This window comes from Agrobacterium sp. CGMCC 11546, from assembly GCF_013365515.1.
In the GTDB taxonomy this organism is placed as follows: domain Bacteria; phylum Pseudomonadota; class Alphaproteobacteria; order Rhizobiales; family Rhizobiaceae; genus Agrobacterium; species Agrobacterium fabrum.
In genome coordinates this window covers 915,001-931,242 of sequence record NZ_CP047388.1, presented here as the reverse complement: position 1 = coordinate 931,242, position 16,242 = coordinate 915,001, and the positions used below count along the sequence as shown (strand labels likewise).

13 protein-coding genes (1 of these 13 only partly in view) are annotated in these 16,242 nt (G+C 59.2%); 5 read left to right on the top strand and 8 right to left on the bottom strand.

The genetic code is table 11. The features are described 5' to 3' along the window. Window positions 1-101: 101 nt before the first annotated feature. Both repB and repA read right to left on the bottom strand, forming a co-directional pair. Window positions 102-1,115: a plasmid partitioning protein RepB gene (gene repB, locus GSF67_RS19035; protein ID WP_006315490.1), complete on the bottom strand. Its 1,014-nt coding sequence runs from the start codon at window positions 1,113-1,115 to the stop codon at window positions 102-104. After that, entirely contained in the window at window positions 1,112-2,326 is a 1,215-nt protein-coding gene (repA, locus tag GSF67_RS19030; RefSeq protein WP_080813418.1) for a plasmid partitioning protein RepA, read from the bottom strand. The genes repB and repA overlap by 4 nt, the downstream gene beginning before the upstream one ends. Before the next feature lie 429 nt (window positions 2,327-2,755). On the opposite strand from repA, the gene GSF67_RS19025 reads away from it, so the two are divergent. The 4 genes from GSF67_RS19025 to GSF67_RS19010 all read left to right on the top strand — a co-directional run bounded on the left by GSF67_RS19025 (window position 2,756) and on the right by GSF67_RS19010 (window position 7,586). Beyond that, complete coding sequence (locus GSF67_RS19025) at window positions 2,756-4,123, top strand: FAD/NAD(P)-binding protein (RefSeq protein WP_006315486.1); 1,368 nt, start codon at window positions 2,756-2,758, stop codon at window positions 4,121-4,123. Between the two features lie 395 nt (window positions 4,124-4,518). After that, window positions 4,519-4,914, top strand: a complete 396-nt coding sequence (locus GSF67_RS19020; RefSeq protein ID WP_083816009.1) for a RidA family protein — start codon at window positions 4,519-4,521, stop codon at window positions 4,912-4,914. Between the two features lie 32 nt (window positions 4,915-4,946). Then, window positions 4,947-6,035, top strand: a complete 1,089-nt coding sequence (locus tag GSF67_RS19015) for a D-TA family PLP-dependent enzyme (protein ID WP_006315482.1) — start codon at window positions 4,947-4,949, stop codon at window positions 6,033-6,035. Window positions 6,036-6,107: 72 nt separating this feature from the next. Then, the gene (locus GSF67_RS19010; protein WP_006315480.1) at window positions 6,108-7,586 is read left to right on the top strand and encodes a M81 family metallopeptidase; all 1,479 of its coding nucleotides are present in this window, start codon (window positions 6,108-6,110) and stop codon (window positions 7,584-7,586) included. 12 nt (window positions 7,587-7,598) lie between these two features. Here the strand turns inward: GSF67_RS19010 and GSF67_RS19005 are convergent, their stop codons facing one another. The 6 genes from GSF67_RS19005 to hutI all read right to left on the bottom strand — a co-directional run bounded on the left by GSF67_RS19005 (window position 7,599) and on the right by hutI (window position 14,932). After that, entirely contained in the window at window positions 7,599-8,171 is a 573-nt protein-coding gene (locus GSF67_RS19005; RefSeq protein ID WP_035216415.1) for a HutD family protein, read from the bottom strand. A 38-nt stretch (window positions 8,172-8,209) separates the two neighbouring features. Continuing rightward, a complete protein-coding gene (locus GSF67_RS19000) occupies window positions 8,210-9,220 on the bottom strand; it encodes an alpha/beta fold hydrolase (protein WP_006315472.1) in 1,011 nt (336 codons plus the stop codon). A 209-nt stretch (window positions 9,221-9,429) separates the two neighbouring features. Further along, the gene (gene hutU, locus GSF67_RS18995) at window positions 9,430-11,103 is read right to left on the bottom strand and encodes a urocanate hydratase (RefSeq protein ID WP_006315471.1); all 1,674 of its coding nucleotides are present in this window, start codon (window positions 11,101-11,103) and stop codon (window positions 9,430-9,432) included. A 14-nt stretch (window positions 11,104-11,117) separates the two neighbouring features. Beyond that, window positions 11,118-11,918 carry an N-formylglutamate deformylase gene (gene hutG / locus GSF67_RS18990; RefSeq protein ID WP_006315470.1) on the bottom strand — a complete coding sequence of 267 codons (801 nt, stop codon included), beginning with the start codon at window positions 11,916-11,918 and terminating at the stop codon, window positions 11,118-11,120. Between the two features lie 213 nt (window positions 11,919-12,131). After that, window positions 12,132-13,676: a histidine ammonia-lyase gene (gene hutH / locus GSF67_RS18985; protein ID WP_006315469.1), complete on the bottom strand. Its 1,545-nt coding sequence runs from the start codon at window positions 13,674-13,676 to the stop codon at window positions 12,132-12,134. Next, the gene (hutI, locus tag GSF67_RS18980; RefSeq protein WP_006315468.1) at window positions 13,673-14,932 is read right to left on the bottom strand and encodes an imidazolonepropionase; all 1,260 of its coding nucleotides are present in this window, start codon (window positions 14,930-14,932) and stop codon (window positions 13,673-13,675) included. The genes hutH and hutI overlap by 4 nt, the downstream gene beginning before the upstream one ends. Window positions 14,933-15,044: 112 nt before the next feature. Between hutI and GSF67_RS18975 the strand changes: the two genes are divergently transcribed. Next, window positions 15,045-16,242, top strand: the 5' portion of a protein-coding gene (locus tag GSF67_RS18975) for a formimidoylglutamate deiminase (RefSeq protein WP_006315467.1). 149 nt of this gene lie beyond the right edge of the window; 1,198 of the gene's 1,347 nt are visible here — the first part of the coding sequence; it begins with the start codon at window positions 15,045-15,047; its stop codon lies beyond the right edge, outside the window.

Here is a 16,242-nt window from a genome sequence, read left to right as displayed (position 1 = left end):
GATTCTTTGGTTGCTTAGATCAAAGAAAGGCTTCCGTGCGGCAACGTTCGGGGGCTTTTTTCTTTTGTGATGCGTCTCCTGTTAGTGGTTCGCGTTAAAACTCACTGCTTGGACCGGTATTCGGCAAACAGCGTTTGAAGATGTTCGAGAACGAATTCGGCAAACTCCGGCGCTTCGTTCTTGTCGATAGAGATATCCAGCTTGCGGTCGCTCTCGACCACCTTTGCCAGTCGTCCCCCGGTTTCTGATGACCAGACGCCGGCTTTTTTGGCCTGTGCCTTGGGCTTCAGGAAATCCAGCAGCGATTTGAACCGCTCTTCCGATGTCAGGGCAGCGACGGACGCATCCTTCACATAGGCGCGAGCCGCTTCCTTCACCTGAGAGGAGGAAAGCTGATCGGCAAGATCCATCCAGTTGCGACGGCCAACGCCTGGAGCCGGACCGATGAGATCGACGAGATCTTCCGGAATGCGGCCGACAACCGACAGCATATTGGAGAGATCGCCCTTGTGGAGAGACATGGCGGCCATGATCGTATCGCGCGGGAACCGTATCTGCAGTTTCTGGGCAAACCGCGCCTTCTCAATATAGGTGAGGTCGCGGCGCTCGTTGTTTTCCTGACCCTGGGCGACAACCAGCTGCTCGTCACTGAGGTCACGAACGACTGCCTTGACTGGAATACCAAGGTTCGACACGGCACGCAGACGGCGATGGCCGAAAGCAACCTGATAACGGCCCTGAAAATCAGGATGCGGGCGCACCAGAATGGGAACCTGCTGGCCCTGTTCGCGAATAGCCTCGACAAGGCCCGCATCCGCTTCTTCGGAGGCTGGCATGCGATCCGGTATGAAGGATGGATCGATATCGGCAGGGTTCAGGGAAACGATCGTCAGACCTTCCGCGAGCTGCCTTTCGATCTCTTCCGCCCGCTTGGCGCGTTCCGATACTTCGCTGAGCGACTGGCCGATCATACCAACAGGGGAATTCAGAACATCCGTGACAAGGTCCGGAGAGCCGAGGATGGGCCTGATACGCGGACGCGACCGCTCGGAGCCAGTCTCATTGCTGTCGGCGGCGGGAGTGCCAAGGTTGGCGAAGATCTGTTTTCTGCTCATGCTGCCCTACCCCACGCTTTTTTAATCAGTCCTTCGATTTCAGCGTTTACGTTGTTCATGGCTTCCAGCGCACGGTCATAGGTGGACCGGGTGAACTGGGTTCTTTCCACTTCGAAAAGTGTCTGGTTGGTCAATCCGGCATCCGAAACCGCCGTGCTTTTCAGCATGGGGTGGATGAGGACGTTTTCGCCGAAGATGGAGCGCAGGAAGGCGACCATCTGGTTCTGTGGCCCGTCGCTGGGTTCGAAGCGGGTGATCAGGTACCGCATCCAGTTGTAATCCGAACGCGCGCCGGCCCTGCCGATTTCGGCGAGAAGATCGCCGGTCATGGCAAGAAACTGATTCATCGACATCACATCCAGCATTTGTGGGTGAACGGTAACGAGAACAGATGTGGCAGCGGTCAGCGCCGAAAGCGTCAAATAACCGAGCTGCGGCGGGCAATCGATGACGACGACATCGTAGAAATTCTGCGCCTGGGCGATGGCTTGACCGATGCGGGCGAAAAACAGCGTATCACCCGGGGCGCGGCGCATCAGCGCGCGCGGCGTATCATGTTCAAACTCCATCAGTTCCAGATTACCGGGAACGATATGGAGATTGGGAATATAGGTGCCGCGAACGATCTCGGCGATCGGCCGACGCTCGTCGTCGTAACGGATCGCACCATAGAGCGTTTCATTCGGTCCGACATCGATTTCAGGCTGGTGGCCGAAGAGGGCGGAGAGACTGGCCTGCGGATCGAGATCGATGGCGAGAACGCGGTAACCGCGCAGCGCCAGATATTGTGCCAGGTGCGCCGAGGTCGTGGTTTTCCCAGAGCCGCCCTTGAAGTTCATGACCGCGATGACCTGCAACTCTTCGCCTTCCCGGCGGTGCGGCAGATAACGGCGGGTGCCACGGGCGCCCTGATCCAGGAATTTCCTGATTTCGTCCATATCCTCGACCGAATAGGAACGACGGCCGGAAGCCTGGGCGGCATCAAGCTCCGGACGTTCGGCGGCGATCTGGCGAAGATAGGCCTCGCCAATGCCGATCAACCGCGCGGTTTCCGCAGGAGAAAAATGCCGCATGCTCTTTTCGGTGTGCGGGGAAAATGTATTTGCATTATGAGCCTGCAATTGGGCTGACAACGCAGCCGAATGCTGTTGTATAAGACTCGTCAGGTCGGGCGCTCCCGCGGCACGTCTTAAATCGGCACTCTGTGTCATCGGTCTTCTTTCGCTCGAAATTGCAGTAGCGGTTTTTTTCGAAAAAGGCGGTTTTTTCCGCAACTGAGATATAAGCGCCGATTCTCTTTTTGGCGCAATAGGCTTTTTTCTCAGGTGCAGAACCGCCGCTAAAGCATTGTGGAAGAATCACATTTGCTTTTTGTGACGGTTTGACGGTTAGCCGCGGCTAACTCCTCTTTTGTGAGCAAATGGAGGAGCGAAAATGAAGCCATTCCGGAAGTGTCTACGTGTCCTTTTTAAAGTTTGCCGCGGCTAACTTCGGGTTCGACTTGCTGCCGGCTCGAGAATCATAATGGCGGAAAGTGTGGGGTGGACATTGGCAGACGTTTAATCTCTACTTGTTGACTAGGGTATTGTTCTGCCGGGCACTGCCCGGCTGTCTTAAGCTGTCGCAGGTTGGAGGAATGCATGTCTTATGATGTCGCTCTTGTCGGATCGGGTTTCTCGGCAATCTGTACCGCCGCCCATCTTTTATCGTCCTTGCCGGCAGAGGCTTCGATTGCCATCGTCGGTGATGAATCAGATTTCGGGCGCGGTACCGCTTATCGCACGGAACTGCCCTATCACCGGCTGAATGTGCCGGCAGGAAGAATGAGTGTTTTTCCCGATCGGCCTGATGACTTCGTCGGCTGGCTGACGGAGAACGGCATCGCCACAGACCCCTTGGCTTTCGCCTCGCGCGGTGACTATGGCCTTTATCTCCGAGACAGGTTGGCAAACTTGTTGAGAAGCAGGGAGCAACGGGCGAGGGTGGATTTCATCAGAGCCAAGGCTTCGGCCTGTCGGCCCGATGGTGCTAGTGGCTTTTCTTTTGTTCTGGAAAATGACGGGCAGCTGCATGCGAAGAATGTAATTTTATGTCTCGGCTTGGGCTCAGCAAGTTTGCCGGTGCAAACTGTCGCGAAAGATGAAGGTGAGACGCACCGTATCATCAGCCATTGCTGGCAGCCGGGATGGCTGTCCAAAGTGAAAGCCGGTGATCGCATCTGTATTCTGGGTTCGGGCCTGACGATGATCGATCAGGTCCTGACCCTGCGCGGGAAGGGGCATCTGGGGCCAATCCATGTCCTGTCCCGTCGCGGACTGGTGCCGCACCCACATATCAGCCCACCAACGCCTCCGGCGGATCCGAACCTGCCCCACTGTGCGATGGAAATCAGCGCAATATTGCAGACCCTGCGCGGGCTGGTGAGAGAAGGGACGCCGTGGCGCGCCGTGATGGATGGTTTGCGGCCAAAAACGCAGATGCTTTGGCAGAGCCTTACCCCTGCGCAGCGTAGTCGCTTTCTTCGACATGCTTTGCCATGGTGGAATATCCACCGGCACCGCATCGCGCCCGAGGTTTCCGATGCTTTCGCAAAACTGCTTTCGGACGGCGTTCTGGAAATCCATGCCGGCTATCTTCGTTCCATCGACGAACAGGAAGAGGGCATGGTGGTGCGTTATCGCCGCAGGCATACGCAGATACTGAAAGAGCTGCGCGTCGATTGGGTCGTTAACTGCACGGGAATGGAGCGGGCAGGTATCGGCCATTCGCGGCTTCTCGAAACCATGCGTGATGATGGGGTCCTTTTGCTCGATTCCTTCGGATTGGGCGTCGAGGTGGATGAGCAGTCCCGTTTGTTGCGCAAGGATGGGGAAGGCTGGCCCGGTCTTTTCGCTGCCGGTGCGCTGACGGCGGGCCGCTTCTGGGAGATAACTGCTGTTCCGGATATTCGCGTGCAAGCGCAAAAGATTGCGCAGATCGTGACCGAAAGAGTCGGCCTCAACAATTGATCGAATTTCCGCGCGGGGTTGAGTGGCTTAAGGGTCAGCGTAAACATATAGGCGCCGGCGGCGGCCGAATGTATCTCGCACCATGTTAGCCGCGGCAAACTTTTCGTGATTATGGATACTTGCAAGATATCGGTCATGGAATAGAGAGCGGCACGCGAAGACATCAGGCAGGCTGCGCGCTGCCGTAGAAGGTAGCATTCGCTTGAAATGGAGCCCGCCTGTAGCAGGCAAACCATCGAATTTCATGACTGCAAATGAGAGCCCGGCGTCGGTGCAGGATAGCGTATGAGAACGCCCATTTGCTAAATAATTTACATCTCCTGTGGAAATAAGTCGAAAAACCGGCTATAAAGTTCATTGTATTGGATCTCTATGAAAATAATTTGCGAGGACGCGTGGAAAATCAAACGCTGGTAAGATACGAGACGGCGGATAATCAGGCTGGTGGACAGCGTCGACCCTTCGCCAAAGCCGTGCGGGCCGGCGATTTCGTTTACGTCTCGGGCCAGGTGCCGACCGTCGATGGCGAGGTCGTAACCGGCGGTATCGTGGCGCAGACCGAGCAGGTCGTCGCGAATATCAGGGATGTTCTGGCGCTCGCCGGCTGTACGCTGGCCGATGTGGTCAAGGTCAATGTCTGGCTGGACGATGCCCGTGATTTCTCGAGCTTCAACGCCGTTTTCCAGAAATATTTCATCGATCATCCACCGGCGCGTTCGACCGTGCAATCGCCGCTGATGGTGGATGCCAAGGTGGAAATGGACGTTATCGCTTATAAGCCACTGGCTTAAGCCCCTGATTTTTTGAACTCTGCGAGTAGATAATGAGCTATCCCTGGCCTGATGCGGGCACAGCCCTCAATGCGATTTCGACGCCCATGCCCGTCATTGATGAGGACAGGCTCGCCGCCAATATCCTCAGGGCACAATCCTATCTGGATGCGCACGGTAAAGCCTTCCGGCCGCATATCAAGACGCACAAGATACCCGCCATTGCCAAACAGCAGCTTCAGGCAGGTGCGATCGGCATCAACTGCCAGAAGGTCAGCGAGGCGGAGGTTTTCGCGGATGCCGGTTTCGAGGACATCCTGATCACCTACAATATTCTCGGTGCGGCAAAGCTTTCGCGGTTAAAGGCGCTAAATGCACGCATCGGCAGGCTGAGCGTCGTGGCCGATAGCGCCGTAACGATTGCCGGCCTTGCCGATACATTTGATGCGGCAAGGCCGCTCGCCGTTCTGGTTGAGTGCGACACGGGCGGCAAGCGCTGCGGTGTGCAGACGCCGGAAGCGGCCTTGGCGCTTGCGGAACAGATCGTCGCGGCATCGGGCCTCATATTCAGGGGCATTTTGACCTATCCGGCACCGGGTGGCGCCGAGACGGTGGAGAAGTTCATTCGCGAGACCATGGCGTTGCTCGCCACAAAGGGCATAGATTGCCCGGTGCGATCCAGCGGCGGCTCGCCGGATTTCTATTCCGCCCATCTTGTAGCCTCCGCCACCGAACATCGGGCCGGCACCTATGTCTATAATGACCGTTCGATGCTGCGTGCAGGGCATTGCAGCGCTGGCGATCTCGCCATGCATGTTCTGGCGACCGTCGTCTCAAAACCGACGGCCGACCGGGCCGTGCTGGATAGCGGCTCCAAGGCCCTGACCTCGGATCTTCTGGGTTTCAATGATTATGGGCTGCTCGAGGGTTACGAGGGCGCAAAAATCATCTCGCTTTCGGAAGAACATGCGGTTGTTGATTTGTCCGGCTGCACCGGGGCCACGCCCGAAATCGGTGATGTGGTCCAGGTCGTACCGAACCACACTTGCGTCGTCAGCAATCTTTTCGACCGCATGGTGTTCCATCGAGACGGCGTTGTAACCCGGGTAGAGCAGGTGGCGGCACGGGGAACAGTCTGGTAAAATTACCCGGCTAATTAAATTATGAATCGGAAGCTGCGCGAATGCGGATACCGACAACGAGAATCGAAAGACATGCGCATCTTCACGGCGTCGCTCGCCACCGAAACCAATACGTTTTCGCCCGTTCCAACAGATATGGATGCATTTCGCGCCGCTTTTTATGCCGGCCCGGGCGAGCATCCGGAAACGCCGACGCTCTGCTCGTCGCCGGTACCTATCCTGCGCCGCCGCGGCAAGGCGGAAGGGTTTACGGTGATCGAAGGGACGTCCTGCTGGGCGGAACCGGCGGGCCTGATCCAGCGCCAGACCTATGAAACGCTGCGGGATACCATTCTTGCCGAGCTTGCTGCTGCCCTGCCGGTGGATGCGGTGGTGTTTGGGCTGCACGGCGCCATGGTGGCGCAGGGTTATGACGACCCGGAAGGGGATTTCCTGTCGCGCGTCCGGGCCATGGTCGGGCCGGACGTGTTGGTCGCGGCGGAATTTGATCCCCATAGTCATCTGACGGCGCTTCGGGTCAAGAATCTCGATATCATGGCGACGTTTCTGGAATTTCCGCATACGGATTTCGAAGAGCGCGGCGAGCATGTCGTGGAAATAGCGCTGCGCACGCTTCGCGGCGAGATCAGCCCGGTCATCTCCACCTTCGATTGCCGCATGATTACCATATATCCGACCAGTCGGGAGCCGATGCGTTCTTATGTCGACCGATTGAAGGCGATGGAGGGCAAGGACGGCATCCTGTCGATTTCCGTCATTCACGGTTTCATGGCTGGCGACGTGCCGGATATGGGAACGCGGATCGTCGTCGTCACCGACAATGACAAGGCGAAGGGCGATGCGCTGGCCGAAAAACTCGGCCATGAGCTTTATGCCATGCGCAAGCTGACCGCGATGCCGATGCTGGATACGGAATCGGGTCTCGACCTCGTTCTCACCATTCGGAGCAACAATCCGGGAAAGCCGGTCGTTGTATCAGATATATGGGATAATCCCGGCGGCGGTGTCGCCGGCGACGCCACTCATATTTTACGGCGCATGGTGGTGCGCGGCATGGACAATTTTGCCGTCGCGACGATCTGGGATCCGATTGCGGTATCTTTCTGTCACGCCGCGGGTGAGGGCGCCGAGATCGATCTGCGCATCGGCGGCAAGTCCAGCCCGGAAGGTGGGGAGCCGCTCGATTTTCGCATCAAGGTGATGCGCACGGCCGAGGCCGGCTGGCAGAGTTTCCGCAATAGCAGGGTGACGCTGGGTCGGGCGGCAGTCGTCCGGCCGCTCGGCACTGACATCGATATCATCCTCATTACCAGCCGGACGCAGACTTATGAGCCGGATATCTTTTCCAATCTCGGCATCGATTTTGCGAAAAAAGATGTGCTGCTGGTCAAATCGACCAACCACTTCCATGCGGGTTTTGCGCCGGTCGCCTCCGAGATCGTTTATATCGCGGCTCCGACGTCCTATCCCACCGATCCCGCTAAAACGCCCTATCGCAAGGCGAGCCTTGAACTCTGGCCCCGGGTGGCCGATCCGCTGGGTCTGGATTGAGAAGAGGCGGGCTTAGACCTGATCGAACGTCACGACAAAGAAACGACCATCTTTTTCAATGGCCTGCGCGGTAAAACCGGCACCGCGCTCAAGCAGGAGGCTGTCGCGTCGCTGTAAATGCATGATTTCGCCGCCCGATGAGACAGTGACAGGGTCTGTTGCAAAAATGATCGTCATCGTTGACGCCGCTGAACGAACAGTGAGTGCGCCGCGATGTCTCTCGACGCGATGCGCGTAGTGTCCGCGACGGGACATGACATTGAGATCAACGATGGGACCACCCGTTAAAACGGCGTTGACCGGAACATCGGCAGCGAAGGGCAGGGGATCGCTATCCATCGCCAACACCACCGGTTCGCGTTCGTCGATACTGAGGCTCATACCGGCCCCTTCCAGGATGCAGAGGGTGCGGTCAATTCCGGGAAATATGGAAAAGGGGCCGTCCTGCGCTACGTCAGCCATGCTCATGCGCCAGTCGAAATCCGCCATCGAGGCGTTTGCGGGATGGACGATGATCTCAGTCGTTATGCCGCCGCCATTTTTCCAAGGCATTGATGTGTAGGTGCTCTTCTGTAGATATCTCATTTTTTCATTCCCTGGGCATCTGGCTGAATAGGATGGCGCTATTTGCCACCGTCGTCGGCGATACGATGTTCGAGCTCTTTTTGTGCAGCGCGGAGATCAGCTCTTTTCCCGGCAAGTTTCTCGATCGCTTCGACAACCAGATCACGCGCAATATAGTCCGACTTGTGTCCAAGATTCTTCACAACGATCAAGGTCGACCTGTGGATATCGCGTGCAAGCTGGAGAGAATGAATCTCTGGCGATACAACAGTGTCCGTGTCGCCGGTTATAATGACGGTCGGCGCTTTGATTTTGGAGTAATTCGGCGCGGTGCTCCGCGCCCATGCGTTCAGCGCGGCGACTTCCCGCGCGTTATGGCGAAAAGCCTGCGGTCTCAAAGCCGCCCATGCGCGCGTTGTTTCCACATAGCCAGGGGGACGATTATTGGGTGCAAAAACCCCATGCGTCGCCTGATCAAGCGCAAGAAGACCTAAGGGGGGCGCGACGAAGGTCGAAAAAAGCGGGCCGGTCACCGGGGCGCTTGCTGCCGTATAGTACCAGGCAATGCCTCCCGGCCACGGGTAAACCGCAGGAGAGAGAAACACCAGGCCCGACACCATCTCCGGGTGGCGAAGCGCAAATGCCGCGGTGATGGCGCCGCCAAAGGAGTGGCCGACGATGATGGCCTTGCGGACGCCGCGCTTTTTCATCAACTGAGCCACGGCATCGGCCTGTCCATCTGGCAGTATGTTGTCCTTGCCGCCAATATCGGAGCCGCCATGGCCCGGCCTGTCGATGAATAGCAGTCTTGCCCGGCCGCGGAGTTTGTCCTCAAAGGAAAACAGCGGGTCATAAAGACTTGCGCTCGCGCCATGCAGGAAAACGATCGGCGGCAGGTCTGCTTGTTTTTGTGGTTCGATCAACAGGCTGTTGAGCTTGTATCCGCCGACATCGATTCTCACCGGCACGGCGTTTCGGCCTTGGGCGGCTGCAGGGACGGTCAAAGAAAAAGCGGGAGAAATTGCACCGATCAAAAAGCTGAGGGCAAGTGAAATACGCCGTGGTGCCATGCTGTCGTCCACACTCCATCAAAGCTTGCCGTGTCATTATCGGCGCGAGAATGATCCGTATGCCTGATCAACAGCTAACAACGAGAAAATCGAGCCGGAAGTTTCAGATGCCGGAAGTTTCAGATGAAGGAGCGGCTTGGATAATGACGTCCGCCTCTGCTGCGGAAAGGGTGGAAAGCCGCGCGGCGACGGACCGCGCGGCGCGATAATCAATTGCCGAGGATGCCGGGCAGGCGCAGGCCCTGCTCTTTGGCGCATTCAACAGCGATGTCGTAACCGGCATCGGCGTGGCGCATGACGCCGGTTGCCGGGTCATTCCACAGCACGCGCTCCAGCCGGCGAGCGGCATCGTCGGTGCCATCGGCGCAGATAACCATGCCGGAATGCTGCGAGAAGCCCATGCCCACACCGCCGCCGTGATGCAGGGAAACCCAGGTGGCCCCGGATGCGGTGTTGAGCAGCGCGTTGAGGAGCGGCCAGTCGGAAACGGCATCCGAGCCGTCTTTCATTGCCTCGGTCTCGCGGTTGGGCGAGGCGACGGAGCCGCTGTCGAGATGGTCGCGGCCGATGACAACAGGCGCCTTCAGTTCACCGTTCCTGACCATTTCGTTGAAGGCCAGCCCAAGACGATGGCGATCACCAAGGCCGACCCAGCAAATACGTGCCGGCAGGCCCTGAAACCCGATGCGCTCGCGCGCCATATCCAGCCAGTTGTGCAGGTGCTTGTTGTCGGGCAGCAGCTCCTTCACCTTGGCGTCGGTCTTGTAGATGTCTTCCGGATCGCCGGACAGTGCCGCCCAGCGGAACGGGCCGATGCCCCGGCAAAAAAGCGGGCGGATATAGGCCGGCACGAAGCCCGGAAAGGCGAAGGCGTTTTCCAGTCCCTCATCCTTGGCGACCTGGCGGATGTTATTGCCGTAGTCGAGCGTCGGAACGCCGGCGTTCCAGAAATCGACCATGGCCTGCACATGCACTTTCATCGACGCACGGGCGGCGGCGGCAACGGCCTTGGGGCCGCTTTCCTGCTTGGCGCGCCATTCGGCAACGGTCCATCCGGCCGGCAGATAACCATGGACCGGATCGTGCGCCGAGGTCTGGTCGGTGACGATATCGGGGCGGACGCCGCGACGGAAGAGTTCCGGGAAGATCTCCGCGGCATTGCCGATCAGGCCGACGGACTTCGCCTCGCCCGCCTTGGTCCATTGGTCGATCAGGGCGAGAGCTTCATCCAGCGTATGCGCCTTCGCATCGACATAACGGGTACGCAGGCGGAAATCGACGCGGGTCTCGTCGCATTCGACCGCAAGGCAGCAGGCGCCCGCCATGACAGCGGCCAGCGGCTGCGCGCCGCCCATGCCGCCGAGACCGCCGGTGAGGATCCATTTGCCCTTGAGGTTGCCGCCGTAATGCTGGCGGCCGGCCTCGACGAAGGTCTCATAAGTGCCCTGCACGATGCCCTGCGTGCCGATATAAATCCACGAACCGGCCGTCATCTGGCCGTACATCGCAAGGCCTTTCTTATCCAGCTCGTTGAAATGATCCCAGTTCGCCCAATGCGGCACGAGATTGGAATTGGCGATCAGGACCCGCGGCGCATCCTTGTGGGTGCGGAACACGCCGACCGGCTTGCCGGACTGCACGATGAGGGTTTCATCCTCGTTCAGGTCTTTCAGCGTCGCGACGATGCGGTCGAAATCGTCCCAGGTGCGCGCGGCGCGGCCAATGCCGCCATAAACCACCAGTTCGTGCGGCCGTTCGGCGACATCAGGATCGAGATTGTTCATTAGCATGCGCAACGGCGCTTCCGTCATCCAGCTTTTGGCATTGAGTTCAGTGCCCTGCGGTGCGCGGACGTCGCGAATATTGTGGCGCGGATTGTTCATGTGCTTTCCCCTTATCATTTCGTGTCGAGCGCAAATTTTTCCATGCGCGTGAGAATGGTCTTGAGATGGGTGCGAAGCCGTTCGGCTTTGCCTGTGTCATAGGCAAAAGGCGGGTGCTCGTTTTGAAGATGGGTGGACTGCGCCAGCTCCATCTGAATGGCATGCACGCCGGTCTGCGGTTTTCCGTAATGCCGCGTTGTCCAGCCACCTTTAAAGCGGCCGTTCTGAATGCTGTCATAGCCCTGCGCCGCGGCGGTCACCTCGACGGCGATTTTCTCGATGGCCGGATCGCAGGTCTTGCCCATATCCGTGCCGATGTTGAAATCCGGCAGCTTTCCCTCGAACAGGAAGGGGATATGCGAGCGGATCGAATGGCAGTCATAGAGAATGGCGATGCCATGGATGGATTTCACCCGTTCGATTTCCGCCGCAAGGGCTGCGTGATAGGGCGCGTGGAAGGTCTCCAGTCGATGGGCGATGTCGGCTTCGTTCGGTTCCGCTCCCTCTTTCCAGATGGGCTTTCCGTCGAAATCCGTTTCCGGGACAAGGCCGGTCGTGTTCTGTCCCGGATAAAGGCTGACGCCTGCCGGATCGCGGTTTGCATCGATCACGTAGCGGTGGAATGTAGCCCGTACGGTTGTCGCATTGTCCAGCAGACCGGCATAAAGCGTATGGATATGCCAATCGGTATCGGCGAGAATCCTCCCGTTGTCATCGAGGCGATCCCATATCGCGGGCGGAACCTCGGTTCCGGTATGCGGAAAAGCCAGAATGACCGGCGATGTGCCCTGGTGAAGCATGAAGGGCGTGTTCATCGATCGCGCCTCTCTGTCGTGGGGCTACCCCCCTCTGCCCTGCCGGGCATCTCCCCCTCAAGGGGGGAGATCGGCAAGCGGATAGCACCATGCCCAAGGAGCGAGCGGGCGCGGCATCTGATCTCCCCCCTTGAGGGGGAGATGCCCGGCAGGGCAGAGGGGGGTAGCCCCAAGGCACCGACGGAGTTGGAGGAGGAAAATATGCCCATCATCTCAAGCCTCCAGCTTCGGCAGAATGCCGCCCGAAATCGTCGAGACCAGCGCGCCGGAGGCAATCAGCTCCGCCGCAGCCTTCAAATCCGGCGCCATATAGCGGTCCTCTTCCAGCGACGGGACTACAACACGCAGCACAGCAATCACCTTTTGCAATTCAGGACTGGTTTTCAGCGGTCCGCGCAGTTCCACACCCTGAACGGCCGAGAGCGCCTCGATCCCAAGGATGGCAAAGAGATTGTCGGTCATCGGCAACAGGCGGCGCGCGCCATGGCAGGCCATGGAGACATGGTCTTCCTGATTGGCCGAGGTCGGCGTCGAATCGACGGAGGCCGGATGCGCCATTTGTTTGTTCTCGCTCATCAGCGCGGCGGAGGTGACTTCGGCGATCATCAGGCCGGAGTTCAGGCCCGGTTTTTTCGAAAGGAAAGCCGGCAGGCCATAAGAAAGCGCCGGATCGACCAGCAGCGCTACACGCCGCTGGGCGATCGCGCCGATCTCACAAATGGCAAGCGCCGTCTGATCGGCGGCGAAGGCGACCGGCTCGGCATGGAAATTGCCGCCGGAAACGACGGAATTATCCGAGAGCACCAAGGGATTGTCGGTCACCGCGTTGGCTTCGATTTCCAGCGTGCGCGCCACCTGGCGCAGAAGATCGAGGCAGGCGCCGTCGACCTGCGGCTGGCAGCGAATGCAATAGGGATCCTGCACGCGCTCGTCGCCCTCGATATGGCTGACGCGGATTTCCGAACCTTCCAGCAGGTTACGAAGCGCCGCTCCCGCATCGATCTGGCCCTTGTGGCCGCGCAGGCTGTGAATATCGGGATGGAAGGGCGCGGATGAGCCCATGGCGGCGTCCGTCGAAAGTGCACCGGTAATGAGCGCCGCCTGTGCGGCACGATGGGCGCGGAACAGCCCGGCCAGCGCCAGAGCTGTCGAAGTCTGCGTGCCATTGATCAGCGCCAACCCCTCTTTCGCCGCAAGCACCACCGGCGTCAGCCCGGCTTTGGCGAGCGCCTCGCCGGCGGGCAGCGGCGCACCCTCATAAAAGGCCTCGCCTTCCCCCATCATCACGGCGGCCATATGGGCGAGCGGCGCGAGATCACCGGAAGCGCCGACCGAACCCTTTTCGGGAATGACGGGGATGACACCCTTTTCCAGCATGGCCTCGATCAGCCGAACCAGTTCCAGCCGCACGCCGGATGCGCCGCGGCCGAGCGAAACCAGCTTCAACGCCATGATCAACCGCACGACATTTTCAGGCAGCGGCACGCCGACCCCGCAGCAATGCGACAGGATGAGATTGCGCTGCAATGTCGCCACATCGGCGGCGTCGATTTTGATGGAAGCGAGTTTGCCGAAACCGGTATTGATGCCGTAGACCGGCGCATTGCCGGCGGCGATTTCGGCGATGCGGCCAGCCGCCTTTTCAATGCCGGCATCGAAGGAACGGTCGAGCTTTGCCGTGCCGTTTTCCCAGTAGATGGCGGCAAGATCGGCAAGCGTCACGGCGCCGGGATGAAGCGTGATGGTCTTCATGGTCATGGAGAAACCTTCTGTCCCTTGAAAATACGGGCATGGAGCGGGTTGAAGCCGATGCGATAGACAAGCTCGGCCGGGCGCTCGATATCCCAGATGGCGAAATCGGCGGATTTTCCGGCTTCCAGCGTGCCGGTTTCCGCAAGCAGTCCGAGCGCCTTTGCCGCATTGCGTGTCGTTGCCGTCAGGCACTCCTCCACGGTCATGCGGAAAAGCGTGGCGCCCATATTCATGGTCAGCAGCAGCGAGGTGAGCGGCGAGGTGCCGGGGTTGCAATCCGTTGCGAGCGCGATCTCGGCTCCGGCATCGCGCAATGCCTGAACCGGCGGCAGTTGCTTCTCCCTGAGCGCATAAAAGGCGCCGGGCAGAAGCACGGCGACGGTTCCGGCTTTTGCCAGCGCCTTCGCACCGGTCTCGTCGAGATATTCCAGATGATCGGCCGAAAGCGCGTTGTAGGAGGCCGCAAGCTCTGCGCCGCCGAGATTGGAAAGCTGTTCGGCATGAAGTTTGACGGGGAGCCCCCGCTGCTTTGCTGCCGCAAAAACCCGGTCGATCTCTTCTACGGAGAAGGCGATGCCTTCGCAAAAACCGTCCACCGCATCCGCCAGGCCTTCAGCATGGGCTTTTTCCATCCCGGGGAGAACGACGTCGGTGATGTAATCGGCGTTGCGGCCCTTATAGTCCGCGGGTGTCGCGTGTGCGGCGAGGTAGCTGGTGACGATGCGCACGGGCCGCAGCGTCTCGAGTCTACGGGCGACGCGCAGCATTTTCAGCTCGGTTTCGATGTCGAGACCGTAACCGGATTTGATTTCGATGGTGGAAACACCTTCGGAAAGAAGCGTGTCGAGACGCGGCAGAGCCTGCGCCACCAGAGCCTCGACCGAGAGCGCGCGCGTGTCGCGCACCGAAGAAACGATCCCGCCGCCCGCTTTGGCGATCTCTTCATAGGTGGCGCCATTCAGCCGCATTTCGAATTCCATGGCGCGATTGCCGCCAAAGACGAGATGGGTGTGGCAGTCAATCAAGGCGGGTGTGATCCAGCGGCCGCCGCAATCGGTCGTCTCATCGGCTGTCGAGAGGTCATCGGGCAAATCGCTTTCGGGGCCGGCAAAGGCAATGCGGCCGTTACGCACGGCAATAACGGCGTTTTCGACAGCGCCGATGCCATCCATGGCGGGATTGAGGGTCGCCAGCCGGGCGTTGCGCCACAAAGCCGTGGCGTTCCCCGTCGCCGTTCCCTTCGCAGAATTGTTCCCTGGCATTGCTTTTCGCCTTTCCTTTGTGAGTTAAATGTATATACATAATAATCGGCTTGGCAAGCTGCAATTTCGGGTTTGAAATGGCCTTGCCGGAAGAACCAAAGGAGACGGTGGCATGACGGCAATTCACGCGGGCGCGGCGCTTCTGGCTGGTGGATGGGCGAAGGATGTTCGCATCATCTGCGATGACGGCGTCACTTCATCCGTCGAAACCGGCGTTTCCCCGCAGCCGCAGGATGAGCGCCACGCCGTCATCGTTCCGGCCATGCCCAATCTCCACAGCCACGCCTTTCAGCGCGCCATGGCCGGACTTGCCGAAATTCGCGGTCCCGGTGACGACAGTTTCTGGAGCTGGCGCACGGTCATGTATAAATTCGCGCTCTCGATGACGCCTGACCATGTCGAGGCGGTTGCCGCTCAGCTATATATGGAAATGCTCGAGGCGGGTTTCGGCCGGGTCGGTGAGTTCCACTACCTGCATAATGACAGGGACGGCTCGCATTACGGCAATATCGCCGAAATGGCCGAGCGTATCGGCGCGGCCGCTTCACAAACGGGCATCGGTCTCACGTTACTGCCGGTCTTTTACGCCCATTCCGGTTTCGGCGGTCAGGCGCCGATCGACGGGCAGAAACGCTTCATTCATTCGCTCGACAGTTACGGAAAGCTGATACAGGGCGCGCAGGCGGTGGTTGACAGGCTGCCGGGCGCCGTCCTCGGTATCGCGCCCCATAGCCTGCGCGCCGTGACCGGCGCCGAGCTTGCGGCCATCGAGCCGCTGGCAAAGGGTGGACCGATCCATATTCATGTGGCGGAACAGACCAAGGAAGTGGAGGATTCGCTCGCCTTTTCCGGCGCCCGGCCGGTGGAATGGCTGCTGGACAATGCGCCGGTCGATGGTCGCTGGTGCCTGATCCATTCAACGCATATGACGGACACCGAAACGAGATGTATGGCGAAAAGCGGGGCTGTTGCCGGGCTCTGCCCGATCACCGAGGCCAATCTTGGTGACGGCATCTTCCCGGCCCCGGCCTTTCTCGCTGAAGGCGGCCATTACGGTGTCGGATCGGACTCCAATATCCTGATTTCCGTGCCGGAAGAGTTGCGAACCCTCGAATATTCGCAGCGCCTCTCGCTTCGCGCGCGCAATGTCGTCGCCGATCCCGGTTGCTCCACGGGTGAAAAACTCTTCCTGCAGGCGCTCGAAGGCGGCGCCAGGGCATTGGCGTCGCGAAATGGCGTTGAACAGGGAAAAAGCGCCGATTTTGTCGCTCTTGATGTGTCCGCCGTTTCCTATCTTCCACTATCCCAAA